General features: G+C 58.6%; 26 protein-coding genes. 21 read left to right on the top strand and 5 right to left on the bottom strand.

Features of this window, described 5'->3' with window-relative positions:
• The first annotated feature begins 213 nt into the window (after window positions 1-213).
• The 4 genes from rpsP (at window position 214) to HMPREF3130_RS03170 (ending at window position 2,866) form a co-directional block, all read left to right on the top strand.
• Window positions 214-696 (top strand): 30S ribosomal protein S16, encoded by a 483-nt coding sequence (gene rpsP, locus HMPREF3130_RS03185; RefSeq protein ID WP_038628648.1) that lies wholly within the window; start codon window positions 214-216, stop codon window positions 694-696.
• Between the two features lie 144 nt (window positions 697-840).
• The gene (gene rimM, locus HMPREF3130_RS03180; RefSeq protein WP_049189548.1) at window positions 841-1,335 is read left to right on the top strand and encodes a ribosome maturation factor RimM; all 495 of its coding nucleotides are present in this window, start codon (window positions 841-843) and stop codon (window positions 1,333-1,335) included.
• Window positions 1,332-2,219 carry a tRNA (guanosine(37)-N1)-methyltransferase TrmD gene (trmD, locus tag HMPREF3130_RS03175; protein ID WP_049189528.1) on the top strand — a complete coding sequence of 296 codons (888 nt, stop codon included), beginning with the start codon at window positions 1,332-1,334 and terminating at the stop codon, window positions 2,217-2,219. The genes rimM and trmD overlap by 4 nt, the downstream gene beginning before the upstream one ends.
• Window positions 2,219-2,866: a phosphatase PAP2 family protein gene (locus HMPREF3130_RS03170; RefSeq protein ID WP_049189527.1), complete on the top strand. Its 648-nt coding sequence runs from the start codon at window positions 2,219-2,221 to the stop codon at window positions 2,864-2,866. The genes trmD and HMPREF3130_RS03170 overlap by 1 nt, the downstream gene beginning before the upstream one ends.
• Here the strand turns inward: HMPREF3130_RS03170 and HMPREF3130_RS03165 are convergent.
• Window positions 2,826-3,320 carry a DUF1877 family protein gene (locus tag HMPREF3130_RS03165; RefSeq protein ID WP_049171521.1) on the bottom strand — a complete coding sequence of 165 codons (495 nt, stop codon included), beginning with the start codon at window positions 3,318-3,320 and terminating at the stop codon, window positions 2,826-2,828. The genes HMPREF3130_RS03170 and HMPREF3130_RS03165 overlap by 41 nt on opposite strands.
• An 82-nt stretch (window positions 3,321-3,402) precedes the next feature.
• Between HMPREF3130_RS03165 and HMPREF3130_RS03160 the strand changes: the two genes are divergently transcribed.
• The gene (locus HMPREF3130_RS03160; protein WP_070429302.1) at window positions 3,403-5,718 is read left to right on the top strand and encodes a Tex family protein; all 2,316 of its coding nucleotides are present in this window, start codon (window positions 3,403-3,405) and stop codon (window positions 5,716-5,718) included.
• A 38-nt stretch (window positions 5,719-5,756) separates the two neighbouring features.
• Here HMPREF3130_RS03160 and HMPREF3130_RS03155 read toward each other — a convergent pair whose 3' ends face one another.
• A complete protein-coding gene (locus HMPREF3130_RS03155; RefSeq protein ID WP_049189676.1) occupies window positions 5,757-6,740 on the bottom strand; it encodes a DUF1648 domain-containing protein in 984 nt (327 codons plus the stop codon).
• A 342-nt stretch (window positions 6,741-7,082) separates the two neighbouring features.
• Between HMPREF3130_RS03155 and HMPREF3130_RS03150 the strand changes: the two genes are divergently transcribed.
• From HMPREF3130_RS03150 to HMPREF3130_RS03110, 9 genes are all read left to right on the top strand, one after another.
• Window positions 7,083-8,483 carry an HNH endonuclease signature motif containing protein gene (locus HMPREF3130_RS03150; protein ID WP_049189675.1) on the top strand — a complete coding sequence of 467 codons (1,401 nt, stop codon included), beginning with the start codon at window positions 7,083-7,085 and terminating at the stop codon, window positions 8,481-8,483.
• 139 nt (window positions 8,484-8,622) lie between these two features.
• On the top strand, window positions 8,623-8,964 hold the full coding sequence (rplS, locus tag HMPREF3130_RS03145) for a 50S ribosomal protein L19 (protein ID WP_048761860.1): 342 nt from the start codon (window positions 8,623-8,625) through the stop codon (window positions 8,962-8,964).
• A 74-nt stretch (window positions 8,965-9,038) separates the two neighbouring features.
• Window positions 9,039-9,836: a signal peptidase I gene (gene lepB / locus HMPREF3130_RS03140; RefSeq protein ID WP_049189674.1), complete on the top strand. Its 798-nt coding sequence runs from the start codon at window positions 9,039-9,041 to the stop codon at window positions 9,834-9,836.
• Entirely contained in the window at window positions 9,811-10,515 is a 705-nt protein-coding gene (locus HMPREF3130_RS03135; RefSeq protein WP_224783775.1) for a ribonuclease HII, read from the top strand. Before lepB ends, HMPREF3130_RS03135 begins: the two co-directional genes overlap by 26 nt.
• A gap of 54 nt (window positions 10,516-10,569) precedes the next feature.
• Window positions 10,570-10,872, top strand: a complete 303-nt coding sequence (locus HMPREF3130_RS03130; protein WP_005509529.1) for a DUF2469 domain-containing protein — start codon at window positions 10,570-10,572, stop codon at window positions 10,870-10,872.
• 196 nt (window positions 10,873-11,068) lie between these two features.
• The gene (locus HMPREF3130_RS03125) at window positions 11,069-11,491 is read left to right on the top strand and encodes a YraN family protein (RefSeq protein WP_049194021.1); all 423 of its coding nucleotides are present in this window, start codon (window positions 11,069-11,071) and stop codon (window positions 11,489-11,491) included.
• The gene (locus HMPREF3130_RS03120) at window positions 11,492-13,024 is read left to right on the top strand and encodes a YifB family Mg chelatase-like AAA ATPase (RefSeq protein ID WP_049189672.1); all 1,533 of its coding nucleotides are present in this window, start codon (window positions 11,492-11,494) and stop codon (window positions 13,022-13,024) included.
• A gap of 29 nt (window positions 13,025-13,053) precedes the next feature.
• A complete protein-coding gene (gene dprA / locus HMPREF3130_RS03115) occupies window positions 13,054-14,190 on the top strand; it encodes a DNA-processing protein DprA (protein ID WP_049189671.1) in 1,137 nt (378 codons plus the stop codon).
• Window positions 14,191-14,496: 306 nt separating this feature from the next.
• Window positions 14,497-15,336: a tyrosine recombinase XerC gene (locus HMPREF3130_RS03110; RefSeq protein ID WP_176719093.1), complete on the top strand. Its 840-nt coding sequence runs from the start codon at window positions 14,497-14,499 to the stop codon at window positions 15,334-15,336.
• A 14-nt stretch (window positions 15,337-15,350) separates the two neighbouring features.
• Here the strand turns inward: HMPREF3130_RS03110 and HMPREF3130_RS03105 are convergent, their stop codons facing one another.
• Entirely contained in the window at window positions 15,351-15,872 is a 522-nt protein-coding gene (locus tag HMPREF3130_RS03105; RefSeq protein ID WP_070429359.1) for a murein hydrolase activator EnvC family protein, read from the bottom strand.
• A gap of 376 nt (window positions 15,873-16,248) precedes the next feature.
• On the opposite strand from HMPREF3130_RS03105, the gene rpsB reads away from it, so the two are divergent.
• From rpsB to HMPREF3130_RS03080, 5 genes are all read left to right on the top strand, one after another.
• Window positions 16,249-17,070 carry a 30S ribosomal protein S2 gene (gene rpsB / locus HMPREF3130_RS03100; protein WP_038628671.1) on the top strand — a complete coding sequence of 274 codons (822 nt, stop codon included), beginning with the start codon at window positions 16,249-16,251 and terminating at the stop codon, window positions 17,068-17,070.
• Window positions 17,071-17,125: 55 nt separating this feature from the next.
• Window positions 17,126-17,953, top strand: a complete 828-nt coding sequence (tsf, locus tag HMPREF3130_RS03095) for a translation elongation factor Ts (protein WP_048735543.1) — start codon at window positions 17,126-17,128, stop codon at window positions 17,951-17,953.
• 182 nt (window positions 17,954-18,135) lie between these two features.
• Entirely contained in the window at window positions 18,136-18,861 is a 726-nt protein-coding gene (gene pyrH, locus HMPREF3130_RS03090; protein ID WP_070429358.1) for a UMP kinase, read from the top strand.
• A gap of 83 nt (window positions 18,862-18,944) precedes the next feature.
• Window positions 18,945-19,502, top strand: coding sequence for a ribosome recycling factor (frr, locus tag HMPREF3130_RS03085; RefSeq protein ID WP_038628675.1), 558 nt, complete (start codon window positions 18,945-18,947; stop codon window positions 19,500-19,502).
• A gap of 39 nt (window positions 19,503-19,541) precedes the next feature.
• On the top strand, window positions 19,542-20,447 hold the full coding sequence (locus tag HMPREF3130_RS03080) for a phosphatidate cytidylyltransferase (protein WP_048735546.1): 906 nt from the start codon (window positions 19,542-19,544) through the stop codon (window positions 20,445-20,447).
• Between the two features lie 21 nt (window positions 20,448-20,468).
• Here HMPREF3130_RS03080 and HMPREF3130_RS03075 read toward each other — a convergent pair whose 3' ends face one another.
• Complete coding sequence (locus HMPREF3130_RS03075) at window positions 20,469-20,897, bottom strand: lipopolysaccharide assembly protein LapA domain-containing protein (RefSeq protein WP_070429301.1); 429 nt, start codon at window positions 20,895-20,897, stop codon at window positions 20,469-20,471.
• Between the two features lie 117 nt (window positions 20,898-21,014).
• On the opposite strand from HMPREF3130_RS03075, the gene rlmN reads away from it, so the two are divergent.
• Entirely contained in the window at window positions 21,015-22,112 is a 1,098-nt protein-coding gene (rlmN, locus tag HMPREF3130_RS03070) for a dual-specificity RNA methyltransferase RlmN (RefSeq protein ID WP_049170933.1), read from the top strand.
• Between the two features lie 116 nt (window positions 22,113-22,228).
• Here the strand turns inward: rlmN and HMPREF3130_RS03065 are convergent, their stop codons facing one another.
• Window positions 22,229-22,630, bottom strand: coding sequence for a DUF2631 domain-containing protein (locus tag HMPREF3130_RS03065; RefSeq protein WP_038628682.1), 402 nt, complete (start codon window positions 22,628-22,630; stop codon window positions 22,229-22,231).
• Window positions 22,631-22,845: 215 nt separating this feature from the next.
• Here HMPREF3130_RS03065 and HMPREF3130_RS03060 point away from each other — a divergent pair, with 215 nt between their 5' ends.
• Window positions 22,846-24,078, top strand: coding sequence for a M50 family metallopeptidase (locus HMPREF3130_RS03060; RefSeq protein WP_070429300.1), 1,233 nt, complete (start codon window positions 22,846-22,848; stop codon window positions 24,076-24,078).
• Window positions 24,079-24,125 lie beyond the last annotated feature (47 nt).

Here is a 24,125-nt window from a genome sequence, read left to right as displayed (position 1 = left end):
AAACTGCTGGTAACATACCTCGAGTTGTCTCAATGAGAATCCTCAACTGAGGCACGACTGCGAATTCATCGGATCCGGCCACGGCCGCCCGGTGGTCACGCGCAGTGTAAATATCCCAAGGGCAAAACCGGTCCGAGGTACTTCGTTAGTAATTACTCGTGAGCTCGGATGCATAAGTATTGTCCAGTGACATAGAAGAAAGAGGAACTCCTCATGGCAGTCAAGATTAAGCTGCAGCGCCTGGGTAAGATTCGTACTGCTCAGTACCGCGTCGTCGTTGCTGATGCTCGTACCCGTCGCAACGGTGCGGTCATTGAGAACCTGGGCATCTACCAGCCGAAGGAAGAGCCGTCGATCATCAAGATTGACTCCGAGCGCGTTCAGTACTGGCTGGGCGTCGGTGCACAGCCGACCGAGCCGGTTCTGGCTCTGCTGAAGGTCACCGGCGACTGGCAGAAGTTCAAGGGTCTCGAGGGTGCAGAGGGCACTCTGAAGGTTGCTGAGCCGAAGCCGACCAAGCTCGAGCTGTTCAACAAGGCTCTGGAAGAGGCCAACAATGGCCCGTCCGCTGAGGCCATCACCGCTAAGCGCCGCGAGGCCAAGGAAGCAGCTAAGGCTGCTAAGGAAGCTGAGGAGGCCGCAAAGGCTGCCGAGGCTGAGGCTGCTGAGTCCGAGGCTTCCGAGGACGCCGAGTAATAAGGACGCTGAGTACGCCGCTTAGCTAATCCGGGCGCTACCTTATACTTCAAGACGAAGTGTTGGGTGGCGCCTTTTTGCTTTACGCGGGGTGTTTTACAGAGCCTTTATAAGAGAGGGAGTGTGCGCGTGTCGGTAGCTGACATGGTGCTTATTGGCCGAGTGATCAAGCCCCACGGTGTGCGCGGGGAAGTCGTCGTCGATGCGACAACGGATGACCCGGAAGGGCGTTTCGCAGTCGGGGCCACGCTGTTGGGTGTACAGGCCGGCCGTGAGGAACAGCTGACTGTGAAAACGGCACGCCCGCACCAGGGGCGTTTGCTGATTCGCTTCGAGGAGATTCCGGGCCGCAATGAGGCCGAGCGTCATCGGGGTATGAAGTTTTATGCCGAGCCCGTCTTCGAAGACGAGGACTTTTATGACTTTGAACTTGAAGGCCTGCGCGTAGTCCATAACGGCACGGATATAGGCGAGGTCACTTCTATCGTCCGCGCGCCCGCTCATCGTCTCCTTGAAGTCACGCTTGACGACGGGGCCCGGGAGGTACTCATCCCTCTGGTAGAGGACATCGTTCCGGAAGTTGACCTTGAGAATACTACCGTCACCATCACGCCGCCGGAAGGACTGTTGGAGCTGTGAGCTTACGTCTCGATGTAGTCACAATCTTCCCGGAGTACCTCGAGCCACTGCGTCATGCGCTGCTGGGCAAGGCAATTGAGCAGGGCATTTTGAGTGTCGGCGTACACAACCTGCGCGACTGGGCGCCAGGTGTACATCAAGCCGTGGATGACTCGCCCTACGGCGGTGGCCCCGGCATGGTTATGAAGCCGGATGTCTGGGGCCCCGCCCTCGACGAGGTAGCGACGCTGAAAGCGGAGCAGTCGCTCACGTCCGCGGTGCCACATTTGGACAATGTCCGCCATGATCAGAAACTGGGTTTGGCCGAGGAATCTTCCTATGCTGCAGCGGAAGTGCCGTCGTTAAGCGAAGAAGATTCAGCGAAGCCCCTGCTGATCGTCCCGACCCCGGCGGGCGAGCCGTTTACGCAGCAGATGGCGCAGGAGTTCTCACACGAGGAGCACATTGTGTTCGCGTGCGGGCGCTACGAGGGCATTGACCAGCGCGTTATTGATGACGCTGCTAATCGTTACCGCGTGCGTGAGGTCTCTATTGGGGACTATGTGCTGATCGGCGGGGAAGTGGCGGTGCTCGTGATTGCGGAGTCCGTCGTGCGGTTGATTCCGGGTGTGTTGGGCAATCGCAAGAGCCACGAGGAGGACTCGTTCTCTGACGGTCTGCTCGAAGGGCCGTCCTACACCAAGCCGCGCGAGTGGCGTGGACTGGCAGTGCCGGACGTTCTCCTCAGCGGCAATCACGCGCTGGTGGACAGTTGGCGGCGCGATCAGTCACTCATTCGCACGGCCGAACGTCGTCCGGATTTGCTTGCCGACGTCGACCTCAGCGCCCGTGACCGGGAAATAATCCAAGGAGTCATTGGGGAAGTAACCGAGGAGAACTGCTAGTGGCACGTGTTCGAATTGCGCGACCTCGGCACGTCATTGGTTGGTTAGCTGTCCTAGGGGCACTGGCGTGGTTCACTCAGACGCAGCTGGCGGGGAGCGTGGATCAGTCGTTTGCGGGCTGGGTCAGTGACCTGCATGGGGCGCGGGATGGCCGCGTCGATAGTGTGATGCTGGCTTTGAGCGAGATTATCCGGCCGATTTACATCGCGCCGGTCACGCTTGTTGCTGCGGCACTCCTGTGGTTCCGCTTCCGTGCGTGGGCGTTGCTACTGCCGGCGTCATTCGGTTCGTCGATTGCGGTGACTTATGCCATGAAGTGGTTTTTGGGCCGCGACCGACCGGGTGAGGAGTTCTCACTGGTCAACCTGCACGATGCGGCGTTTCCTTCTGCACATGTGGCAGCGGTTACTTCCAGCGGTATGGCCGCGATGCAGCTTGCCATCCCCGTATTGCGCCGTACAGCCCGCAAGTTGCTCGACTTGGCCATCATCGCGCTTATCGGCGCTGTGGCACTGTCGCGCGTGTGGGTCGGGGCACACTGGCTCACCGATGTTATCGGCGGCCTCATCGCCGGAGTTATCGGCTTAGCAGTTGCGCTGCTAGTTCTTAGGAGATGGCCACGAGCACGGCGCTACGCGCTGCCTTAGTCTCCTCGTAGAAGGCCACGAGTTCGCGGTACCGCTGTGTCGCAGTGGCTTCGTCGATAAGCGAACCATTGTCCGTGATGCGGGCGGCAAGATCGATGCTTGCCAGCGTCTGGTGCACGTCGCCGACGCGATCGGCGCGGATGACTGCAGACAGCGGCTTGCGGCAGACGCGGTCGGCGCCGAGGATGGCCTCCGCCAGCGGGTCGCCGAGTGCCTGGCCGTCGATGGGATTGCCGGTCAACGTGCGCAGCAGGGACTCCCAGTCCGTGTCGATGTCCAGGGCATCTTCGTCCGGAACGTCGACGAAGTGCTGCAGGATAATCTTCTCCGCGCCGTCGGTAACAAGCCCCGCCGTGCCGCCGTCGCTGGTCGCCGCAGGTGCTGCGACCTCAACTAACCGCGCTGCCTCCTCATCGGAAATGCGCAGGTATTCGGCACAGAGTTTCTGCTTCATGGGGCTCCTTTTCCGGTGTTTACTGCGAGCCTTCTGTGGGGCGTTCGCCAATTGGTACTTCCACGATAGTAAAGTTGCCCGGGTGATTTCATCAGTAATTGCCCGAGAACTCGCCGCCACTGGTGCGGACGTTGCCGAAAGTGCCGTCGCCGCCGCTATCAAGCTTCTCGACGAAGGCAACACCGTGCCTTTCATCGCCCGCTATCGCAAGGAAGTAACCGGCGGGCTCGATGACACACAGCTGCGTTTCATCGAGGAACGCGTCGTTTACCTGCGCGAACTAGAAGAGCGCAAGCAAACGATTCTCGCCGCCATTGAAGAGCAGGGAAAGCTTAACGACGATCTCAAGGCCGCCATCCTCGCCTGCGACACTAAGGCGCGGTTGGAGGATCTCTACCTGCCGTACAAGAAGAAGCGCAAGACCAAGGCCGATATTGCACGTGAGGCCGGGTACGAACCGCTGGTGGAGGAGCTGCTGGCCGACCCAGCCGCGGACCCCGAGACTCTGGCCACTAAGTACGGCGAGGCAGCTGGTAAGGATGCGAAGGACGCTCTGACCGGTGCCCGTGCCATCTTGGTCGATCGCTTCGCTACCGATGCTGATTTGGTTGGCTCTGTCCGTGAGCAGGTGTGGTCCTCCGGTTCCGCCGCCGCTGCCGTGGTGGAGGGCAAGGAGACTGCGGGTGCGAAGTACCGTGACTACTTCGAGCACAACGAACCTCTGGACACCATGCCTAGCCACCGCGTGTTGGCCGTGCTGCGCGGTGAGGCCGAGGGCATCCTGACGCTCAACATCGATGCGGGTGAGGATGAGACCTACGAGCACATGATCCGTGAGGCCTTTGAGCTTCCCGACGGCGGTACCTCCAAGTGGATTGACCAGGCCGTTCGTTTCGGTTGGCGCACCAAGTTGGAGGTGTCCGCTGCCCTCGATGCCCGCACTCGACTGAAGGAGCGCGCCGAGGCCGAAGCCGTGGATGTCTTCGCCCGTAACCTGCGTGACCTGCTGCTGGCCGCACCGGCTGGCCAGCGCGCCACTCTCGGCCTGGACCCGGGATACCGCAATGGTGTTAAGTGCGCCGTTGTCGACTCCACTGGCAAGGTGCTCGACACTGCCATCGTCTACCCGCACCAGCCGCGCAATGACTGGTCCGGCGCCAAGGAGCAACTGGCCACTCTCTGCGCCACGCACCGCGTGGAGCTCATGGCCATCGGCAACGGCACCGCTTCCCGCGAGACCGAAACCCTGGCCCGCGAAATCGCTGACCTGATAGCTCAGGCCGGTGGCAAGAAGCCGACCCCTGTGGTGGTTTCTGAGGCCGGTGCTTCCGTCTACTCCGCATCGTCCCTGGCAGCAGCTGAGTTCCCGGACATGGATGTATCTCTCCGCGGTGCCGTATCGATTGCCCGCCGCCTGCAGGACCCGCTTGCTGAGCTCGTCAAAATCGATCCGAAGTCCATCGGTGTCGGCCAGTACCAGCACGACGTTTCCCAGACCAAGCTCGAGCACTCTCTCGATGCCGTGGTCGAGGATGCCGTCAACGCTGTCGGCGTGGAGGTCAACACCGCCTCTGCGCCGCTGCTCGGTCGCGTTGCTGGCGTGTCCTCGACTGTTGCGGACAACATCGTCGCTTACCGAGACGAAAACGGCGCTTTCACCTCCCGCAAGGAGCTGCTGAAGGTTCCGCGTCTTGGCCCGAAGGCCTTCGAGCAGTGCGCCGGCTTCCTTCGCATCCACGGCGCTAACAACCCGCTGGATGCCTCCGCCGTGCACCCGGAGTCCTACCGCGTCGTCGATGCCATCGCCGCTTCGACCGGCGTTAGTGTCCAGGAGCTCATCGGCAACTCCCGTGTCCTGTCCAAGGTGCGTGCTGCAGACTTCGTCGACGAGTCCGCAGGTATCGGCCTGCCCACCGTCCAGGACATCTTGACCGAGCTGGACAAGCCCGGCCGCGATCCGCGTCCCGAGTTCGTCACCGCCACCTTCAAGGAAGGCGTGGAGAAGGTCTCCGATCTTCAGCCCGGCATGATTCTCGAGGGCACCGTCACCAACGTCGCGGCCTTCGGCGCCTTCGTCGACGTCGGAGTCCACCAGGACGGCCTCGTCCACGTCTCCAACATGGCCCGCGGTTTCGTCTCCGACCCGCACGAGGTCGTCCGCTCGGGCGAGGTGGTCAAGGTGAAGGTTCTCGACGTTGACGTCGAACGCAACCGCATCGGTCTATCGCTCAGGCTTGACGACGACGCCTCGGATGCCAAGCCAAAGCGTGACGGCGGTCGCGGAGAAGGCCGTGGAGGCGGCCGAAAGCGTGGTTCCCAGAATAAGAAGCGCGGTGGAGCCAACCGCGGTGGAGGCGGCGGTTCCATGGCTGACGCGCTGCGCAGGGCAGGCTTTTAGCTCCTGATCTGTTAGCGCTTGATTTATTAGCGCATAGCCTATTGGCGCATAGCGTCGATGCGGCTGTTGATCTCACCCGCGACAGCCGCAGCCATTCCATCCGGTACGACGATGGTGTAATCGGACCCCGAGGTCTCAATCTTGACTGCCTCGCCTGACCGTGCCGCCACGGTGATGCGGCCATCATTGCCAAGTCGAAGCCCAATACCGCCACCGTCGGCCCAGTTATAAGTGGCCGGCTTCGCATATTTGATGGTTCGAAGCTCAATGGGGTGTTTCATCTTCAGCGGTCCACAGCCGTTAAAAACGGTAATGGAATCTGTCTTCGGGTCCGTGTCTAGTGTCATGCCGGTTTCATATGCGATGAGGAATAGCGGCGTGCACAGCAGAAAAACAATGCCGAGGCTTGGCAGGAACACTGCGAGCGCTACAGACACCACGCACCAGACTGCGAGGGTGACCTTGACCCCCTTAGAGATGGCCACACTGACATCGATGGGAGTCGGGGCTCCTTCTCGATGGGGCAACTGTGGCGATGTCGGCTCGGTGACCGTGGCGTCGGTAAGCGAGGAGTAGTCCTTGAGGCGGCGCGTCACGAGCAGGGCCGCTACTAGGCCGATGATGACGCCGGCTATTGCATAGATCCAGCCGATTCGGGCGGTCGTAGGGTCCGTCGTGCCGATCTGCGGGATGATAATCGCGAATTCAATGCCGATTAAGAAGCCGCAGAGGGCGAGGTTGGTTATTGCAATTGGCTTCCGTACAACAAGCGGCGTACTGGTCTTGGCGCCGAGCCAACCGATCTGTGCACATGCGATGACGATGATGGCCATAATCAATGTGCTTTGAACTGGCGGCATGAAACCGTTGGGAGTGCCGCTACCGCTCCAATGCGTTGCTAACTGCTCCGGTAGTCGGTCGGAAATGGCAATTACCCACAGAAGCTGTGCAATCGCCAGAACGCACGGGGCGATGATTGTTCCTCGAACAATCCAGGGGTCAAAGCGTGGAATCTGCTGCATGGAGACAATCTAGCAGTTGGGGGGGGGGCTTTGTAGCAACGGTCGGCAGCGGTCGTTATTGGAGTGCTGTATCAGCGTGACGTTGTAGCGAGCGGTTGTAGCGTGCCGTCTTAGTGTGCGCGGAGTTTCGCCAGAAGATGCACCTCGTGACATTTGATAACACGCTCAACAATTCACTCGAATGTACAAGCGAAAAAGTTTTATTAAAGGGGTTGCGCAATCGAATGGGTGTGCTAAAATGGAGGCATCAAGAACAAAGTACTTGAGCTTCTCTTCTTGGCGTTGGGCTAGTGGTATTCACTGGTTATCGACACTGAGCGGGGTTGGGGCTTTGGGGGAACAATGTCTGAAAAAGATAGTCCGGCCAAACAACCGTCTGATGTTTACCAAGCGGCTCTGCTGCCTGAAGCGCCGCAGTTTTTCCACGAGTCATCCACGAACCAGTTGGCGGTGGCGGGTATCCAACGCAATCGCCTGGAACTGGGTATAGCTTGCGGTTGCACGCCGAAGTCGCTTGAGATTGATGTGAATGCATACATTGCTGAAATCGCACCCGAGTTGGGTATTTCCCGCGGTAAGGCGCTCGAGTATGTAGAGGTCGGCATTCAGTTAGCGCGTATGCCCCGGCTGGGTGCCTTTATTAAAGCTCGAGCTCATTTGCCCTTTGCGCATCTGATCACCATTGCTCGCGCGACAGCGCCGCTCCACGATCCAGAGGTGCGTGCAGCTGTTGAAGAAGAAATTGCCCGCTTTGTCATTCCCCGAAAGCATGGCGAGGCACTCCGGGGAGTTCGCAGCCTACATAAATTCCTGCAACGGGTTATCGAAGAAATTGAACCTCAGCTTCGCCCCAAAAACCTTCCGGGTGATGTCGATCCGCTGCTTCCTGCAGGAGAACGCGAAATAGTAGGAGAGAGTATCGGTTTTGAAGAGAGCGACAACTTCGCGGAAGTTTTTATGGAGCTGGAAAAGACCCGCGCTCTCGAATTCAAAACCACCCTCGAGTCCATCTCCAGCTCAGCTGGCTGCACTCGAGTCGAAGCTTTGACACACCTCATCCGCGGCACCGCCGAGGCAAAAATCGTACTCAACCTATACTGTCCTGCCACAGAGGAGCGTCCCCGCACCGCCTGGCTTGGCGGCGTTGGCTGGATCTCGCAGTTAGCTACGCAGGCGTGGATTGATAAGGTCACGCATATTCGTATGCTTGCCGACGAAACCGCGGAGGGCTACGCCCCAACCGAAAGTCAGAGGGCCTTCGTTAAAGGTCGGGACGGAACGTGTCGCTTTCCGGGATGTGATGTACCCGCGGAGCTCTGCGACATTGACCATATTGAGCCGTACGACAAAGAGCACCCAGAGGAGGGCGGGGCAACGGAAACGCCGAACCTCCACTGCCTCTGCCGCCGGCACCACAACATGAAAACAGCTGGTCTGTGGAATGTTGCACGTGATCGGGATGGAGTGGAACTGTGGACGTCGTCAAGCACGGGCAAAAAGGCGGTGAGCCTGGAAGATGGGCCGCTCGCCGGGCACGGACGCTACACCTTTGACAAACGGGGACTGCGAATGGCGCAGGCACTGGCAGAATATAACGAGTATCGCCAGGAGTTGATAGAGCAATCACGGAAGCTGGTCGAAGAAGCGCGCAGGGGAGAAGACGCCGATACTCTTAAACCGCAAGACCCCCAGGACCCACAAGATCCACAAGACCCGCCGAACATGGATGAGTTTGGTTTCTGACCAGGGGGTGTGTAATAATTTCCAGGTTGTCTTTATAGGCAGCTTTACCTGTTTCGGGCATGAACCGGCCGAGCGTCCCTCTGTGGGAAAGCGCCGCCAGGGTCCTCTGTCTATGCAAAAAGTAAAGGAATAAGTTTCCATGAACATTCTTGACAAGGTTGATGCAGCATACCTGCGCGACGACATTCCGGAGTTCCGCGCTGGTGACACCGTCGAGGTCGACGTAAAGATTGTCGAGGGTAAGACCGAGCGTATTCAGGTCTTCAAGGGCGTCGTTATCCGTCGTCAGGGCGGCGGCGTCCGCGAGACCTTCACCGTCCGCAAGGTATCCTTCGGTATCGCTGTTGAGCGTACCTTCCCGGTGCACTCCCCGAACATCGACGAGATTCGCGTTGTCTTCAAGGGCGACGTTCGCCGTGCGAAGCTGTACTACCTGCGCAACCTGCGCGGTAAGGCTGCACGCATCAAGGAGCGCCGCTAGTCTTTTGGCGCAAAATAATCCCCATCGAGTGTTGAGCTCGGTGGGGATTTTTCTATCGCGTATAGTCTTTTCCCATGACCGACGACGATTCTCGCGAACAGACTGACGGCCAAAAAGAAGACCGTACTGAAGGCTTGAAAGGCTTCCGGAAACTTGACGAGGAGCCTGAAAAGCACACTCCGTGGTACATCGAGATTCCAATCATTATCGTGATTGCCCTGCTCATCAGTGCTGGTGTGCAGTCCTTTATCGGCCGTGTCTACGTGATTCCATCCGAGTCGATGCAGCCGACGCTCAACGGATGTGTCGGGTGCACCGGTGACCGCATTTGGGTGGATAAGGTTTCCTACCAGTTCTCAGATCCCAAGCCCGGCGATGTTGTCGTCTTTAATGGCCCGGAGTCCTGGAATAGTAACTACGTGTCACAGCGTTCTACTAACCCGGTGGCAAACTCGCTGCAGACGGTTGGTTCCTGGATTGGCCTTGTCGCCCCGGATGAAAATGCGTTAGTCAAGCGTGTGATTGCCACGGGTGGGCAGACTGTGCAGTGTCGCCCAGGAGATCCCGGCATCATGGTTGACGGCAAGATGACAGACCAGGATTTCATTAAAACTCCGGCAGACAAGCCGGTGGTGGATAATCTTGGCTCAGAGCAGTGTGGTGGCCCGTACTTCGGGCCGGTAACAGTGCCGGAGGGGAATCTGTGGGTCATGGGTGATAACCGCACCAACTCTGCGGACTCTCGCTATCACATGGGCGACGAGCTGCAGGGTACTGTGCCGCTGGATAACGTCGTCGGCAAGGTGCAGGCAATCATCCTGCCGTTTAACCGCATCGGTGGCGTCGATGATCCGGACATCCAGCACAACTAGTCAGCACAGTCTGCTCACGCCGCCGGCGCCGAAACTGCGGAGGCTGAAGCAGTCGCGCACGATAGAGGTCGCGCTGGCAAAGCGCGGCTTTGGACCTGTAGCCGGGGTCGACGAGGCTGGTCGCGGCGCCTGTGCAGGCCCGATAGTTATCGCCGCCTGCTGCCTTCCAGAACGCCCTATCGCAGAGCTGGATAAGCTCACCGATTCTAAAAAGCTCACGCCGGCCGCACGTGAACGGCTCTTTCCGCTCATCCAACGCTTCGCTACCTCTTTTTGCGTGACGACGATTCCCGCGTCCTACATCGACCAATTCGGCATTCAGGACGCGAATGTCACTGGAATGCGCCGCGCGGTAGCCGGGTTGGGACAGCGTCCTGGCTATGTGCTTACCGACGCACTCAAAGTGTCTGGCTTCACGGCACCCTATTTGCCCGTGATTGGTGGTGATTCCGCTTGCCGATGTATTGCTGCTGCGAGTGTCTTAGCCAAAGTCACCCGCGACCGCATTATGGTTGACCTATCGGAGAAGTATCCGGACTATGGTCTGGCGGGGCATAAGGGCTACGGCACGTCATCGCATATGGAAGCGATTTCACGCCATGGCGCAACCCCGGAGCATCGGTGGTCATACCGCAATGTGCGCTTGGCACACGCGGAGTATCTTGAGCACCCCGAATAGACCAACATGTACAAAAAGAGCAACATGTAAACACTCGAAGGAGCCGTCGCGGTCGTGAGCGCAGAAGATCTAGAAAACTACGAGGCCGACGTTGAACTATCCCTGTACAAGGAGTTCCGCGATGTCGTTAGTCAGTTTTCGTACGTTGTTGAGACGGAGCGCAGGTTCTACCTTGCTAATGCTGTGGAGCTGATTCCGCACAACAGCGAAAACGAGGTCTATTTCGAGCTGCGGATGTCGGATGCGTGGGTGTGGGATGTCCATCGCCCGGCTCGGTTTGTCCGCTACGTGCGCGTTATCACTTTCAAGGATGTCAATATCGAGGAACTGGATAAGCCGGACTTGCGACTGCCGTAGGTTATCGTCGCCTGTCATCGCATGTTATGGCTAGCTGCTAACAGTTATCCACAGTCGAAAAATTATCCACAGTTAGGGCCCTCTGAGCATTTATCGGAGGGCCTTTGTCATGCCCGCTGTGCAAGAGTGTTTCCGAACCGCCAAGGCGGTAAACCGCCAAGGCACAATTCAACGGGGAACCAGGGGGACCGGGGCTATGACACAGAGCTTTGAAGAACTAACCACAAGACAGCTCGGCGCGTTTGGGGAGGATTTCGTTGCTGAGATGTTGGAGGATCAGGGGTGGGAAGTTATTGCTCGGAATGAGCGGGTGGGGCGCTATGAGCTCGATCTTATTGCTGAAGATGTTGACGGCAGGCTGCATTTTGTGGAGGTAAAAACGCGGCGCAGCTCGCGAAGTAGTCAGTTTGGGGACGGCAGAGAGTCCATCACAGCAGCCAAGCTTCGTCATTTGCGCAAGGCGGCGGGACAGTGGCTGTCAGAGAGTTCTACCTACTGGTTAGAGTCCGTAGTTATCGACTGCGCAGAAGTCACAGTGTCCAGCCCTTCGTCCGGTCCTCCAGTCGTTGCAGTTACGTACATTCCCGCAATCAGCGACGCAATCATGTGGGACTGCTAGATGACTGTCGGTACAGCTCTTGCAGTCAGCCTCAGCGGCATTGAAGGAACTATTGTGCAGGTGGAAGCCGATGTTGGGCGTGGCTTGCCGGGAATGTATATCGGTGGGCTCGGCGATGCCGCCGTCGGAGAAGCCAAACATCGCGTGCGCACGGCGGTTGCTAACTCGCAGTTGCCCTGGCCGAAGACAAAAGTCGTGGTGAGTCTGTCGCCGGCGCATATCCGCAAGCACGGCACTAGCTTTGACCTCGCCATCGTCTGCGCCATCCTTATCGCAACCAGCGATGACATGGAGGCCCGAGGTCGTCTCCGCCACACGGTTCTCATTGGCGAACTTGGGCTCGACGGTTCCATTCGCCCGGTGCGTGGAGTGCTGCCGCAAGTCCTTGCCGCCCGCGAGGCAGGTGCCCGTTGGGTTGTCGTCCCCGCCGCCAACGCCGCCGAGGCCGCGCTCGTCGACGGCATCGCAGTCTGCACCGCAGCCGACCTCGCACAGCTATGGGGCTGGGTACTCACCGGCTCAGGTTTGACGACCGCGCTTAACGACGACCCCAGCGAACAAGCCTTCTCGGTAGACCTGGCCGATGTCGATGGCCAACCTGAGGCCCGCTTCGCCCTCGAGGTAGCCGCAGCAGGTGGGCACAATCTGTTCATGCAGGGTTCTCCGGGAACTGGGAAGTCCATGCTCGCTGAGCGCTTGCCCACAATTCTGCCGCCATTGCAGAAGTGGCAGCAGCTGGAGGTCACCGCGCTGCATTCGGTGGCCGGAGCGCTCGATACTGCGGACACTCTTATTCAACATCCGCCGTTTGTGGCTCCACATCACAGCGCGACTGTGGCAGCGTTAGTCGGCGGCGGTGCTGTGCCCAAGCCCGGCGCGATTAGCCTTGCCCACCATGGGGTGCTGTTCTTGGACGAAATCACCCTCATGCGCCCGGCGGTATTGGATGCGTTGCGGATGCCGATGGAAAACGGGGTGGTCGTCCACCTGCGTACGCACCATCGAGTGACCTTTCCGGCGAGAACACAACTAGTCATGGCGACCAATCCCTGTCGGTGTGGGGCGGCGTATGCCAGCGAATGCACCTGTTCTAGTACCGAGCGAGCCAAGCATGGTCGCGCATTATCGGGCCCGCTACGCGATCGCATGGATCTCAACGTCACGCTCAGTCCTGCCGGGGCCAAGCTGGGAATTAAAAACAAAGCACACAATGAGCCCTCCGCGGCCGTTCGCGATCGGGTACAGGCCGCACGTGACCGTGCCCGACATAGGTGGCAGGCCCTGGGGCTTGCCGACGAAGCAGCCGTCACCAACGCGAGTGTGCCACGCTCGCTTCTCCGTCGTCACGCGGGCTTAGACGAAGAAGCGATGGCGTTATTGGACTTCCAGTTGAGGAACGGAGAGATTACCCAGCGGGGAGTGGACAAAGTAATCGCAGTGGCGTGGACGCTCGCAGATCTCGGGGGAGTAGACGCGTTTACCTTCGAGCACGTGCAACGTGCCTGCCAGCTGCATGACCGCGAGAGCGGCTAATACAACCGAACCACTATCAAGGGGGAGAAATGGACGAAATTCACGCGTGGGCTTACCTGAATCGTGTGATAGAGGCGACGCATCCGCAGATTGTGCGGCTCGTGACGGAGTTTGGGCCGGTAGAGGTAGCAGAGAGGATCAAGGCTCGCGCCGGGCTGCCGGAAGGTCTGCTCAATACGACGCAGGCACGGGCCGACGTTGACCAGAGCGGCCACGATTTGGAGCTGGCGGCAGCGATGGGGTGGCGTCTTATTTATCCGGGGCACCCAGAGTGGCCGGGGGAGCTGCTGTCCTGCTTTACGACGCTCGAAGTCCGTGACCGCGCCGATGCACCACCACTTGCGCTGTGGGTGCGTGGCCGTGACTTGCGGGACGTGGTCAGTGAAGCGGTGGCGATTGTCGGAACGCGGATGGCCAGCAGCTACGGGACACAGGTGGCGGCCCAATTCGCGGGGCAGTTCGCGAATGCGGGGGTTAGTGTCATCAGTGGTGGTGCGTTGGGTATTGATGCCGCGGCGCATCGAGCTGCGCTCGACGCTGGCGGCACTACGGTTGTGGTCGGAGCCGGTGGTGTAGGGGTTGACTATCCGCGGGCGCATGCAGAACTCTTCGACGGGATTGCAGAGCGGGGTGCGCTGATTACGGAGTATCCACTGGGGGTGCGACCTGCGCGGCATCGGTTTTTGACTAGGAATCGTCTGGTAGCGGCCCTATCGCGAGCAACCACAATCGTCGAGGCGGGCTGGCGTTCAGGGGCGCGCAACACAGCGCACTGGGCAGTGAGGCTAAACAAGCCCTTGGGAGCAGTGCCGGGACCGGTGACGCTGCAAACTACCTCTGGCTGTCATGACCTAATCCGCAGTGGCGAGGCTGTCCTGGTGTGTAGTGCCGATAATGTGCGGTCGCTGTATCGGTCAGTTGGCACAGTGAACGAGGATGCTCAGCTTGAATTGTTGTGGGAAAAGTCGGCGGTGCAGAAGCTTTCTCGAAACGAGCTCGCTGTCTACGACTCTCTGAATTCTGCGGAGCCAACGCCGGTGGGAGAAGTCGCAGCGCAGGCGGGATTGGCCGTGGCGCTTACGACACATTTGTTGCTGGAGCTGCAGGGACAGGGGCTGACCAGTCGGGTGGAGGGTGGGTGGTTGCGCCAGGAACAGAAGCGTTAGTGAGGCGCTAATAAAGCCTTCTGCAGAGAATCTCGAAAAAATCTTGAATTAGGTATTGCAATTCTCTGTACGCTCAGTAATATAGGCAAGGCAAGCCTAAGTAACTGTTACGGAAACGGGCTTGTGACATGGGTGAGGCAATAGGGCAGTGGCTCTGGCGAAAGTCGGAGTCACTGCCTTTTTCCGCTGTCTGGTGAGGTCTCGCGGTGTGCATCTACTAAGGTCAGAACCGTGAAGCGCGCAACCAATAACGACGACAGGACTGAGCTGGATCTCGGGTTATCCGCCAATATTGAGGCCGTGCTCATGGATTTTCTCGATGAGCTGACTTATTCCCGCAGACTCTCTGACGCAACCGTCCGTGCCTATCGAGCCGATCTCATCCCCCTCCTCGCCGGCCTGGACCACATCAGTGAACTCTCCACCCCTGTCATCCGTGCGCACCTCGGCGCGAAGCATGCGGAGGGTGCTGCGCGGTCATCGCTGGCTCGCTTAACGACGTCCATTCGCCAGTTCTGTAGTTGGCTCGTAGCTCGGCAAATTCTCGATGCTGATCCGTCGCTGCGGCTGTCAACGCCGAAGAAACATCAGCATCTTCCGGAAGTGCTCTCGCCGGAGAGGGTTGAGGAGGCAATCGAGAAAGTCTCATCCGAGGACAGCGCAGTTGCGGCTCGCGACTTGGCCATTGTGGAACTGTTGTATGCCACCGGGATGCGTGTAGAAGAGCTGTGCAAGGCCGACGTCTCAGATGTGGACTTTTCCCGCCACATCATCTCGGTAGTGGGTAAGGGGAACAAGCAGCGCATCGTGCCCTTCGGTGCACCAGCGGAGGCGGCACTCAAAGGCTGGCTCCAGGTGCGTGGAAGCTTTCATGCTTCCGCACAGGCCGAACATGCGCTTTTTCTCGGTGTGCGTGGAGGTAGATTGAATCCTCGTCAGGCGCGCCGAGTTATTCATAAATGGGCTGATGTTTCACCGCATGCTCTCCGACATTCTGCGGCCACGGCCATGGTGGAAGGTGGCGCTGACTTGCGTGTGGTGCAGGAGATGCTCGGTCATTCGAGTCTGGCGACCACGCAGATTTATACCCACGTCTCAGCGGATCGTCTCCGTGAAGTACATAAGCGGGCACATCCGCGCGCTTAATTGCGCAGGGTTGTTTAATTGCGTACAGGCTTGAGCACGATTGGTCTCCGCTGTATCAAATCCAGTGGGTTGAGATAGTCTTTGCCGCGCAGTGCGCCCCAATGCAGGCCCGGTTCGGGATGTTTGGCGTTGACCACAAGATGACCAATCACCTGGCCAGCGGCCACGTGGTCTCCCTTTTCTAACGCGGTATCTATGGGCTGATAGGTTGTGCGGATGCCATCGGCGTGCATGATTGACACGGAAGTCATTCCGGCGATCGAACCGGCGAAATGCACCACACCGGGAGCTGAGGCGCGGATTGGCTGGCCCGGGGAGGCGTTCAGGTCTACTCCGCGATGTCCAGGCTGCCAGCGTTTTTCCGGTGGGGTGTAGAAGCGTAGAACTTTGCCGTGCACAGGGAAAGTATGCGTAATAGCGGATATTGGCTCGCCGGTAGCTGCAGGTGGGCTTGGGGGTGTTGTTAGCGCGACAGCGAGCACGAATAGCGCTAATGTGCGCATTAGCGAGCGCCTGAAACTCTGCTTGGTTGTCATGCGCGATAGTGTGGCGGACGCTACACCCGTCGACAAGCGGCAGTGCATTGCAAACGGTTCTAGCTGTGGATGACTTTTTGTCCTGTGGATAGCAGGGCGTGTCAGATATTGCGACCTGCGCGATGTATCAGATAAGATTACGCTCGCGGTGTCTGCCTTAATGGGCGGTCATTAGCACAAAGACTACGCGCGCGACCCATTCCGGCTGGTTCACGGGTGCTCGGCAGGATATCTGTCGGGTGTGAGGCAGCGGGGGAGCGCTAGGGCACAGGGAAAGCCTGTGCGTGAACTGTAACCACCTATATCGGATAAGAAAGGAAGGGAAGCAGCCGCAGCCCTAGTCAGGCTGGACGTGAGGATCTTCCCTGAATATGACATGGCTGTTGTATCCATGCGAGAACTGCTCGATGCAGGTGTCCACTTCGGTCACCAGACCCGTCGTTGGAACCCGAAGATGAAGCGTTTCATCTTCACCGAGCGCAATGGCATCTACATCATCGACCTGCAGCAGACCCTGACCTACATCGACGAGGCTTTCGAGTTCGTCAAGGAGACTGTCGCTCACGGTGGCAACATCCTGTTCGTCGGTACCAAGAAGCAGGCTCAGGAAGCCGTTCAGAACGAGGCAGAGCGCGTTGACATGCCGTACGTCAACCACCGCTGGCTCGGCGGTATGCTGACCAACTTCGCCACCGTTTCCAAGCGCCTGGCTCGCCTGAAGGAGCTTCAGGCAATGGACGCTGCTGAGAACGGCTACGAGGGTCGCGGCAAGAAGGAAATCCTGATGCTGACCCGTGAGCGCACCAAGCTGGAGCGCACCCTGGGCGGTATTCGCGACATGTCCAAGGTTCCGTCCGCACTGTGGATTGTTGACACCAACAAGGAGCACATCGCTGTCTCCGAGGCTAAGAAGCTGGGCATTCCGGTTGTTGCCATCCTGGACACCAACTGCGACCCGGATGACGTTGATTTCCCGATCCCGGGCAACGACGACGCAATCCGCGCTGCTTCCGTGCTGACCCGCATCATCTCCACCGCTGTTGAAGAGGGCCGCAAGGCTCGCGCTGAGCGCGAGGCCAACGCTGCTCGCGAAGCAGCAGGCGACGCTCCGATCGAGTCCGCCGCTGAGAACACCGACCAGGCTGCAGAGATGGACGCCGAGGGCTCCGCTGCAACTGAGACGGCATCCGCTGAGTAAAGCTGAACTTTCTAACCACCACAAGTTCTAACCACCACAAGGAGGAACGCCCAGCATGGCGAATTTCACTGCTGCTGACGTCAAGAAGCTCCGTGAGCTGACCGGCTCCGGCATGAAGGCTTGTAAGGACGCACTCGTCGAGACCGACGGCGATTTCGACAAGGCTGTCGAGATCCTGCGCATTAAGGGCGCAAAGGACGTCGGCAAGCGTGCAGAGCGCACCGCTGCCGAGGGCCTGATTGCTGTTTCTGGTAACACCATGGTCGAGGTCAACTCCGAGACCGACTTCGTTGCCAAGAACCAGGAGTTCATCGACTTCGCCAACAAGGTCGCCGACGCTGCCGCAGCAGTCAAGGCAAACTCCCCGGAAGAGCTCGCAGCAGCTGACCTCGACGGTCAGACCGCAGCTGAGGCTACCCAGGAGCTCTCCGCAAAGATCGGTGAGAAGCTGGAGCTGCGTCGCGCTGCTACTCTCGAGGGCGACAACATCGCTGTCTACCTGCACCGCCGTGCAGCAGACCTGCCGGCAGCTGTCGGTGTTCTGGTTGCTTACACCGGTGAGGGAGAGGGCGCTGCAGAGACTGCTCACGCAGCAGCTATGCAGGTTGCCGCTCTGAAGGCTCAGTACCTGTCCCGCGAGGATGTCCCGGCTGACCGCGTCGAGGCAGAGCGCGCTGTCTACGAGAAGATTACTCGCGAAGAGGGCAAGCCGGAGCAGGCTATCGCCAAGATCGTCGAGGGCCGTCTGAACGGCTTCTACAAGGACGTTGTTCTGCTGGAGCAGCCGTCCGTCGCTGACAGCAAGAAGACCGTTAAGCAGCTCATGGAAGAGGCTGGCGTTACCCTGACCGGTTTCGTCCGCTTCGAGGTTGGTCAGCACTAATTCGCTGTAATTTGTGCTCTAACCTCTAGCTGCTAGCTAGTGTGAATGCCCCATCCGATTGCTTCGGGTGGGGCATTTTGCTGCCATGTTGCAGACAATGCGGAGCGTCAAGTGTGCCTTGCTGTCGTGACCGGGTAGACTCGTCTGCGACTTTTTAAACGGTGTGAGAAAGGTGCATGGTCATGGCAGAATCTGTCGAGCGCAATGGCTTCAAACGTGTGATGCTCAAGCTCGGTGGTGAGATGTTCGGTGGCGGCAAGGTTGGCGTTGACCCGGACGTGGTGCAAAACGTTGCCCGACAGATTGCGGAAGTTTCCCGAAAGGGCGTCGAGGTCTGTGTCGTCATTGGCGGAGGTAACTTCTTCCGTGGCGCACAGCTTCAGCAGCGCGGCATGGACCGCGCACGCTCTGACTACATGGGCATGCTGGGCACGGTCATGAACTGCCTGGCTCTGCAGGACTTCCTCGAGCAGGAGGGCGTGGACTGCCGCGTTCAAACTGCAATCAACATGGCACAGGTCTCGGAGCCGTACCTGCCGTTGCGTGCTAAGCGCCACCTGGAGAAGGGCCGCGTGGTCATCTTTGGTGCAGGTATGGGTATGCCGTACTTCTCCACCGACACCACCGCCGCCCAGCGCGCCCTGGAGATCGGCTGCGAGGTACTGCTGATGGCCAAGGCCGTTGACGGTGTCTACACGGCCGACCCACGTGAGGTGCCGGACGCAGAGCTGTTCGACGACATCACCCACCGTGAGGTTCTGGAACGCGACCTGCGCGTTGCGGATGCCACCGCTTTCTCCCTGTGCATGGACAACAACATGCCGATTCTCGTGTTTAATCTGCTTACCGACGGAAACATTGCGCGCGCGGTAGCCGGTGAGCAAATCGGTACTCTCGTCCACAGCTGATAAATTTGTTCGTAATACGTTCTTTCCACAGAGCGCTCTAGAACTATCTAGAACCCGCGTAGAAACCCGAGGTTAAAAACACAATGATTGATGAAGTCCTGCTTGACTGTGAAGAAAAGTACGGTAGCTCCGTAGAACACTGCCGCGAGGAGCTGACCCACATTCGCACTGGCCGTGCGAACCCGGCGATGTTCAACGGCGTTATTGCGGAGTACTACGGTGTTCCGACTCCGATTACCCAGATGGCTACCATTTCGGTTCCAGAGCCGCGCATGCTGCTGATTAAGCCGTATGAGCTGAGCGTCATGGGCGACATCGAAAACGCGATTCGCAACTCCGACCTGGGTGTGAACCCGACTAATGATGGCCAGGTCCTGCGCGTAACTATCCCGCAGCTGACCGAGGAGCGTCGTCGTGAGATGGTTAAGGTCGCACGTTCGAAGGGCGAAGACGCCAAGATCGCGATTCGCAATGTCCGTCGTAAGGGCATGGAAACTCTGAAGAAGATTCAGAAGGACGGCGATGCTGGCGAGGACGAGGTGCAGGCAGGCGAAAAGGAGCTGGACCAGGTCACCAAGAACTACGTCGAGCAGGTGGACTCCTTGGTTGAACGCAAGGAAGCGGAATTGATGGAGGTTTAGGCCTTCATATTCAACCGGGAGAGGGGATTTGAGGCGCCAATGCCAACGTCGAAGCCAGCGTCCAATAAGGAACGTGTTCTAGACGAACTACGGCTCATTAAGCCACGCAACTCAGCAGGTCGGAACCTGCCGGTTGCAATCACGGTGGGCGTAGCACTTGGTGCAGTCGTCATCATCGGCTTGCTACTGGGGGCGCTCGCCTGGACCGTTCTGGTCGCCGCGGCGGTTGGTCTCGCAACCTGGGAGGTCTGCGAGCGGCTCCGTGAGTCCGATTGGCAGGTCCCTCGCCCGGTATTGATTCTCGGCGGACAGCTGATGGTGTGGTTGTCTGCCTACTGGGGGATTGACGGTTTGGTCATGGGCCTGGCCGCGACTCTGATGCTCTTGCTGGTCGTTCGTCTGTTCTTACACGGGATGGCCGAAGCACCACGGAACTGGCTGCGGGATGTCGCAGTCGGTGTTTTCGTGATGATGTGGATTCCGTTCTTTGCCGCGCTAGCAGTGCAGCTGGTACGCATGGACAATCCCTGGGGAGTTGATCCGCGTCTGGTCATTGTGACCTTCATGATTGGGGTTATTTCAAATGACGTCGGAGGCTATGCCGCTGGTGTAATGTTCGGAAAGCATCCGATGGCCCCAAAGGTAAGCCCTAAAAAATCCTGGGAAGGGTTCGGCGGCTCTCTTGTACTCGCCACCATTACTGGAGCGCTCTGTGCGATCTTTATGTTGCACGCGCCGTGGTGGCAGGGCATCGTGCTGGGCATCGCCCTGGTTATCTCGGCTACGCTTGGTGACCTGATGGAGTCCCAGTTCAAACGAGATCTGGGGATTAAAGATATGTCCTCGATTTTGCCGGGCCACGGCGGTCTGATGGACCGCCTGGATGGCATGCTGCCATCAGCCGCGATGACGTGGCTGATATTGCAGCTATTCAGCCTAGTTTAATTCGGCTGGTTCAATCGGCCTTTAGTTGCCGCCCTTACGAATCTGGCGGCGCAGATCAAACATTCGCCAGCCACCGATGAGTGCGGTGATGAGGGCGCCGAGGATGGCAGCGAACAGCATTCCGACGCCGACTGGGAAGTTCCAGGTCCAGCCGAACAGGTTTAGTGCGGTCTCCTGCTGATTCTGCAGAATGAACACCAGCAGTACGATCAGCAAAACTGCACTGATGACCAGGCCAATCCACATAGAGCCCGCAGTGGTCTTTTGCACCTTACGCTGGCCAGGGGCGGGCGCTGGCTCCGGTGCGGAGTCCTTCTCTGTCGGCGCGTCAACGACTGGCTCTGGAAGGTTGTCCTGCTCAGGTGCAGGAGCCACGGAATCATTTGGGGAGTACGACGGAACGTCGTCGAAAAGCGGACTGTCGTTATTCGGCTGATTAGCGTTAGTCATACCTATCATTCAACACGTTTTGGCAGGTATGTACCACTTATAAAGGTTCACTTAGTTGCGGCTGCCGAGTCACTCATTAGGCCAAAACCGTCATTACATGCGAAAATGGGTGTCATCATGGCATCTTCACTTCCAATCGTTCTTAAAGCTCCACGTCGCGGCATGCCCGCGACCCATTTTGCGGACCTCGATGTTGAGGAACGGAAGGCTGCGGTCAAGGAACTGGGCCTGCCGGCCTTCCGTGCCGATCAGATTGCCCGGCACTATTACGGTCGGCTTGAGGCTGACCCTATGACGATGACTGACCTGCCAGAAGCAGATCGTCAAAAGGTCAAGGACAGTCTCTTCCCACCTCTGTTGACTCCCGTTCGCCACATCACCTGTGATGACGGCGAGACTCGTAAGACTCTGTGGCGTGCAGGTGACGGTACGCTGCTGGAATCCGTGCTGATGAAGTACCCGGGGCGTGCGACCCTCTGTATTTCCTCACAGGCCGGTTGCGGTATGGCATGCCCATTCTGCGCGACGGGGCAAGGCGGTCTGCAGCGTAATCTCTCCACCGCGGAGATTGTCGACCAGGTGCGTGAGGCCGCTGCCACTATGGCAGCTGAGGGCGGTCGTCTGACCAACATCGTATTCATGGGCATGGGCGAGCCGCTCGCGAACTACAATCGTGTTCTCGCCGCCGTCCATCGCATCACGCGGCCCTCGCCGGAGGGATTTGGCATCTCGATGCGCAATGTCACCGTCTCTACGGTTGGTTTCGCGCCGAATATCCGACGGCTTGCCGACGAGTACCTGTCAGTAACTCTCGCGGTGTCTCTGCATACTCCGGATGACGAGCTTCGCGACGAGCTGGTACCGATCAACAATCGCTTTACAGTGGCCGAGGTACTCGATGCAGCTCGCTACTACGCAGACAAGACAGGCCGTCGCGTATCTATTGAGTACGCTTTGATTCGCGATATTAACGACCAGGATTGGCGTGCAGACCTGTTGGGTAAGAAGCTCCACAATGCTCTGGGCTCACGTGTCCACGTCAACCTAATCCCGCTCAACCCAACTCCGGGTTCGATGTGGGACGCCTCCCCGAAGAAGCAGCAGGAGGAGTTCGTCCGCCGCGTACAGGCCCAGGGGGTACCGTGCACGGTCCGCGATACCCGTGGCAACGAGATTGCGGCAGCGTGTGGTCAGCTGGCGGCTGAAGAAGTTTAGTCGCTGAATAGCAAAAATCCGCACCGAATTCGGTGCGGATCTTTTTGTGCGCTGTAGCGCTATAGAGCTGTCGCTATAGAGCTGTTAGGCCAGACTTTCTGCAAAAGTGGCTAACTCTACTGGTTCTGTCCTTCCGGCAGGCGGTTCCAGGAGCGCAGCTGAGAGTCGGTCAGGTTAGCGTAGACACCAGTGCCGTTAACCTGGTCACGTGCCCACTCCGGCTCAATGTGGCCTTCCGGCTTGTTGTGACCGGTAACGGTGCGGACCTGAGAACCCTGCGGGGCGAACAACTGCAGCAGCAGGCCAATAGCAATCAGGGCGGCGATGGCGACCAGCCACCAGTTCTCGACGTTGCCCTTGTGGTTACCAATGGTCATACCCAGCAGGAAAATCACGGAAATCCAGCCGGCCTTCTGCATAGCGCTCTTGCTAATGCCGTGCCAGCCCCACTTCGCCGACGGCTCGTCGAGGGTGCTGACGCCGCGGTAAATCTCTTCCTTTGGCTCGTGGTTGCTCACTTGAAAGTCCTCCTGTAAACACTTTCGGCGAATTGCACTCTATATGCACTTCAGTCTATCTGCGATTTTGCTGAAAGCGACTGAGCGCATTTTCAGACAATCTTGAGTATCGGGTGTAAGGATACCTTAGAACTTGCTGAAATTGGGACTTCGCCCGGCCGGAAACTCTCCGCCGGTGTGCTCGTTTGCCCAAAGTGGGGGTAGGGTGAGCACTCGTGACATTTCTTCTTGGAGTTTTACTCTTCGCAATCGGCATCGCGGTGACAATCGCCCTTCACGAATGGGGCCATCTCACCGCAGCTCGACTGTGTGGAATGCAAGTGCGTCGGTACTTCATTGGTTTCGGCCCAACGCTGTTTTCCTTCAAGCGGCATCACGCTGCGGCAGGTGGGCATGACACCGAGTATGGAGTAAAGGCAATTCCCTTTGGCGGATTCTGCGACATCGCAGGCATGACGGCAATGGATCCCATCGCTCCTGCCGAAGAACCCTACGCCATGTACAAGAAGCCGTGGTGGCAGCGCATTATCGTGATGCTCGGTGGGGTGGCAATGAACCTCATCGTTGGATTCATCATTCTTTACTTCATTGCCGTGACGTGGGGTTTGCCCAACATGGGTAAGGAAATGGCGCCACGCATTCAGGCGGTGCAGTGCGTCTCGCCGGCACAGCGTGCCGACGGCACGCTGGAGCCCTGCACTGGTTCCGGTCCTGCAGAGCGCGCAGGGCTACGTGCCGGAGATGTGATTGAGAAGATCAATGGCACCAAGATCACGTCCTACCCCGAGGCTGTGTCTCTCATCGGTAGCTCTGCAGGTGGCGACATCAAAATGACCATCGACCGCAATGGCAGCACCCAGACGGTCACGGTCACCCCGGAAGTCGTCAAACGCAAGACTAACGACGGGCAGGACATCGACCAGCCAGCAATTGGTATCGCCTTCCAGCGACCAGAGACCATCCTTCACGAGTACAACGCAGTGACTGCCATCGGCGGTGCGGCCAGCTTCACAGGCAGCCTTTTCGGGGCGGTTTGGAACGGGCTGCTCTCCATTCCGGAGAAGGTTCCCGGCGTGGTCGCCTCTATCTTTGGTGCTCAGCGTGACCCGGCCAGCCCAATGAGTGTCGTCGGCGCGTCGCGTGCCGGTGGTGAATTGGTGGAGATGAACCAGTGGCCTTCATTCTTTCTGTTGCTGGCTAACCTCAATTATTTCCTGGCCGTGTTCAACCTCGTGCCGTTGCCGCCACTCGACGGTGGCCACATCGCCGTTGTTATTTATGAGCGCATCCGCGACCTGATTCGCAAGGCGTTCGGTAAGCCTGCGCTTGGGCCTGCCGATTACACCAAACTCATGCCAATTACTATGGCCTTTACCGCAGTTTTGCTGGTCTTCGGCGTTCTGGTTATGGCTGCTGACGTGGTCAATCCAATTGTGCTGAACCGCTGATAGCAGGTTGCGGCGCGCCAGCGTCGTCGTAAAGCAAAGCGGTGCTA

The sequence above is a fragment of the Corynebacterium sp. HMSC14B06 genome (assembly GCF_001807075.1).
Classification (GTDB): Bacteria; Actinomycetota; Actinomycetes; order Mycobacteriales; family Mycobacteriaceae; genus Corynebacterium; species Corynebacterium jeikeium_D.
The sequence above is the reverse complement of the archived record's forward strand: the minus strand, read 5'-3'. Positions and strand labels throughout refer to the sequence as shown.

What these genes read in the sequence shown, in the direction of transcription:
- rpsP (WP_038628648.1), top strand. Translation starts at nt 214, where the DNA reads ATGGCAGTCAAGATTAAGCTGCAGCGCCTGGGTAAGATTCGTACTGCT.
- rimM (WP_049189548.1), top strand. Translation starts at nt 841, where the DNA reads ATGGTGCTTATTGGCCGAGTGATCAAGCCCCACGGTGTGCGCGGGGAA.
- HMPREF3130_RS03165 (WP_049171521.1), bottom strand. Translation starts at nt 3,320, where the DNA reads ATGAAGCAGAAACTCTGTGCCGAATACCTGCGCATTTCCGATGAGGAG.
- HMPREF3130_RS03155 (WP_049189676.1), bottom strand. Translation starts at nt 6,740, where the DNA reads ATGCAGCAGATTCCACGCTTTGACCCCTGGATTGTTCGAGGAACAATC.
- HMPREF3130_RS03150 (WP_049189675.1), top strand. Translation starts at nt 7,083, where the DNA reads ATGTCTGAAAAAGATAGTCCGGCCAAACAACCGTCTGATGTTTACCAA.
- rplS (WP_048761860.1), top strand. Translation starts at nt 8,623, where the DNA reads ATGAACATTCTTGACAAGGTTGATGCAGCATACCTGCGCGACGACATT.
- lepB (WP_049189674.1), top strand. Translation starts at nt 9,039, where the DNA reads ATGACCGACGACGATTCTCGCGAACAGACTGACGGCCAAAAAGAAGAC.
- HMPREF3130_RS03135 (WP_224783775.1), top strand. Translation starts at nt 9,811, where the DNA reads ATGATCCGGACATCCAGCACAACTAGTCAGCACAGTCTGCTCACGCCG.
- HMPREF3130_RS03125 (WP_049194021.1), top strand. Translation starts at nt 11,069, where the DNA reads ATGACACAGAGCTTTGAAGAACTAACCACAAGACAGCTCGGCGCGTTT.
- HMPREF3130_RS03120 (WP_049189672.1), top strand. Translation starts at nt 11,492, where the DNA reads ATGACTGTCGGTACAGCTCTTGCAGTCAGCCTCAGCGGCATTGAAGGA.
- dprA (WP_049189671.1), top strand. Translation starts at nt 13,054, where the DNA reads ATGGACGAAATTCACGCGTGGGCTTACCTGAATCGTGTGATAGAGGCG.
- HMPREF3130_RS03110 (WP_176719093.1), top strand. Translation starts at nt 14,497, where the DNA reads ATGGATTTTCTCGATGAGCTGACTTATTCCCGCAGACTCTCTGACGCA.
- HMPREF3130_RS03105 (WP_070429359.1), bottom strand. Translation starts at nt 15,872, where the DNA reads ATGACAACCAAGCAGAGTTTCAGGCGCTCGCTAATGCGCACATTAGCG.
- rpsB (WP_038628671.1), top strand. Translation starts at nt 16,249, where the DNA reads ATGGCTGTTGTATCCATGCGAGAACTGCTCGATGCAGGTGTCCACTTC.
- tsf (WP_048735543.1), top strand. Translation starts at nt 17,126, where the DNA reads ATGGCGAATTTCACTGCTGCTGACGTCAAGAAGCTCCGTGAGCTGACC.
- pyrH (WP_070429358.1), top strand. Translation starts at nt 18,136, where the DNA reads ATGGCAGAATCTGTCGAGCGCAATGGCTTCAAACGTGTGATGCTCAAG.
- frr (WP_038628675.1), top strand. Translation starts at nt 18,945, where the DNA reads ATGATTGATGAAGTCCTGCTTGACTGTGAAGAAAAGTACGGTAGCTCC.
- HMPREF3130_RS03080 (WP_048735546.1), top strand. Translation starts at nt 19,542, where the DNA reads ATGCCAACGTCGAAGCCAGCGTCCAATAAGGAACGTGTTCTAGACGAA.
- HMPREF3130_RS03075 (WP_070429301.1), bottom strand. Translation starts at nt 20,897, where the DNA reads ATGACTAACGCTAATCAGCCGAATAACGACAGTCCGCTTTTCGACGAC.
- rlmN (WP_049170933.1), top strand. Translation starts at nt 21,015, where the DNA reads ATGGCATCTTCACTTCCAATCGTTCTTAAAGCTCCACGTCGCGGCATG.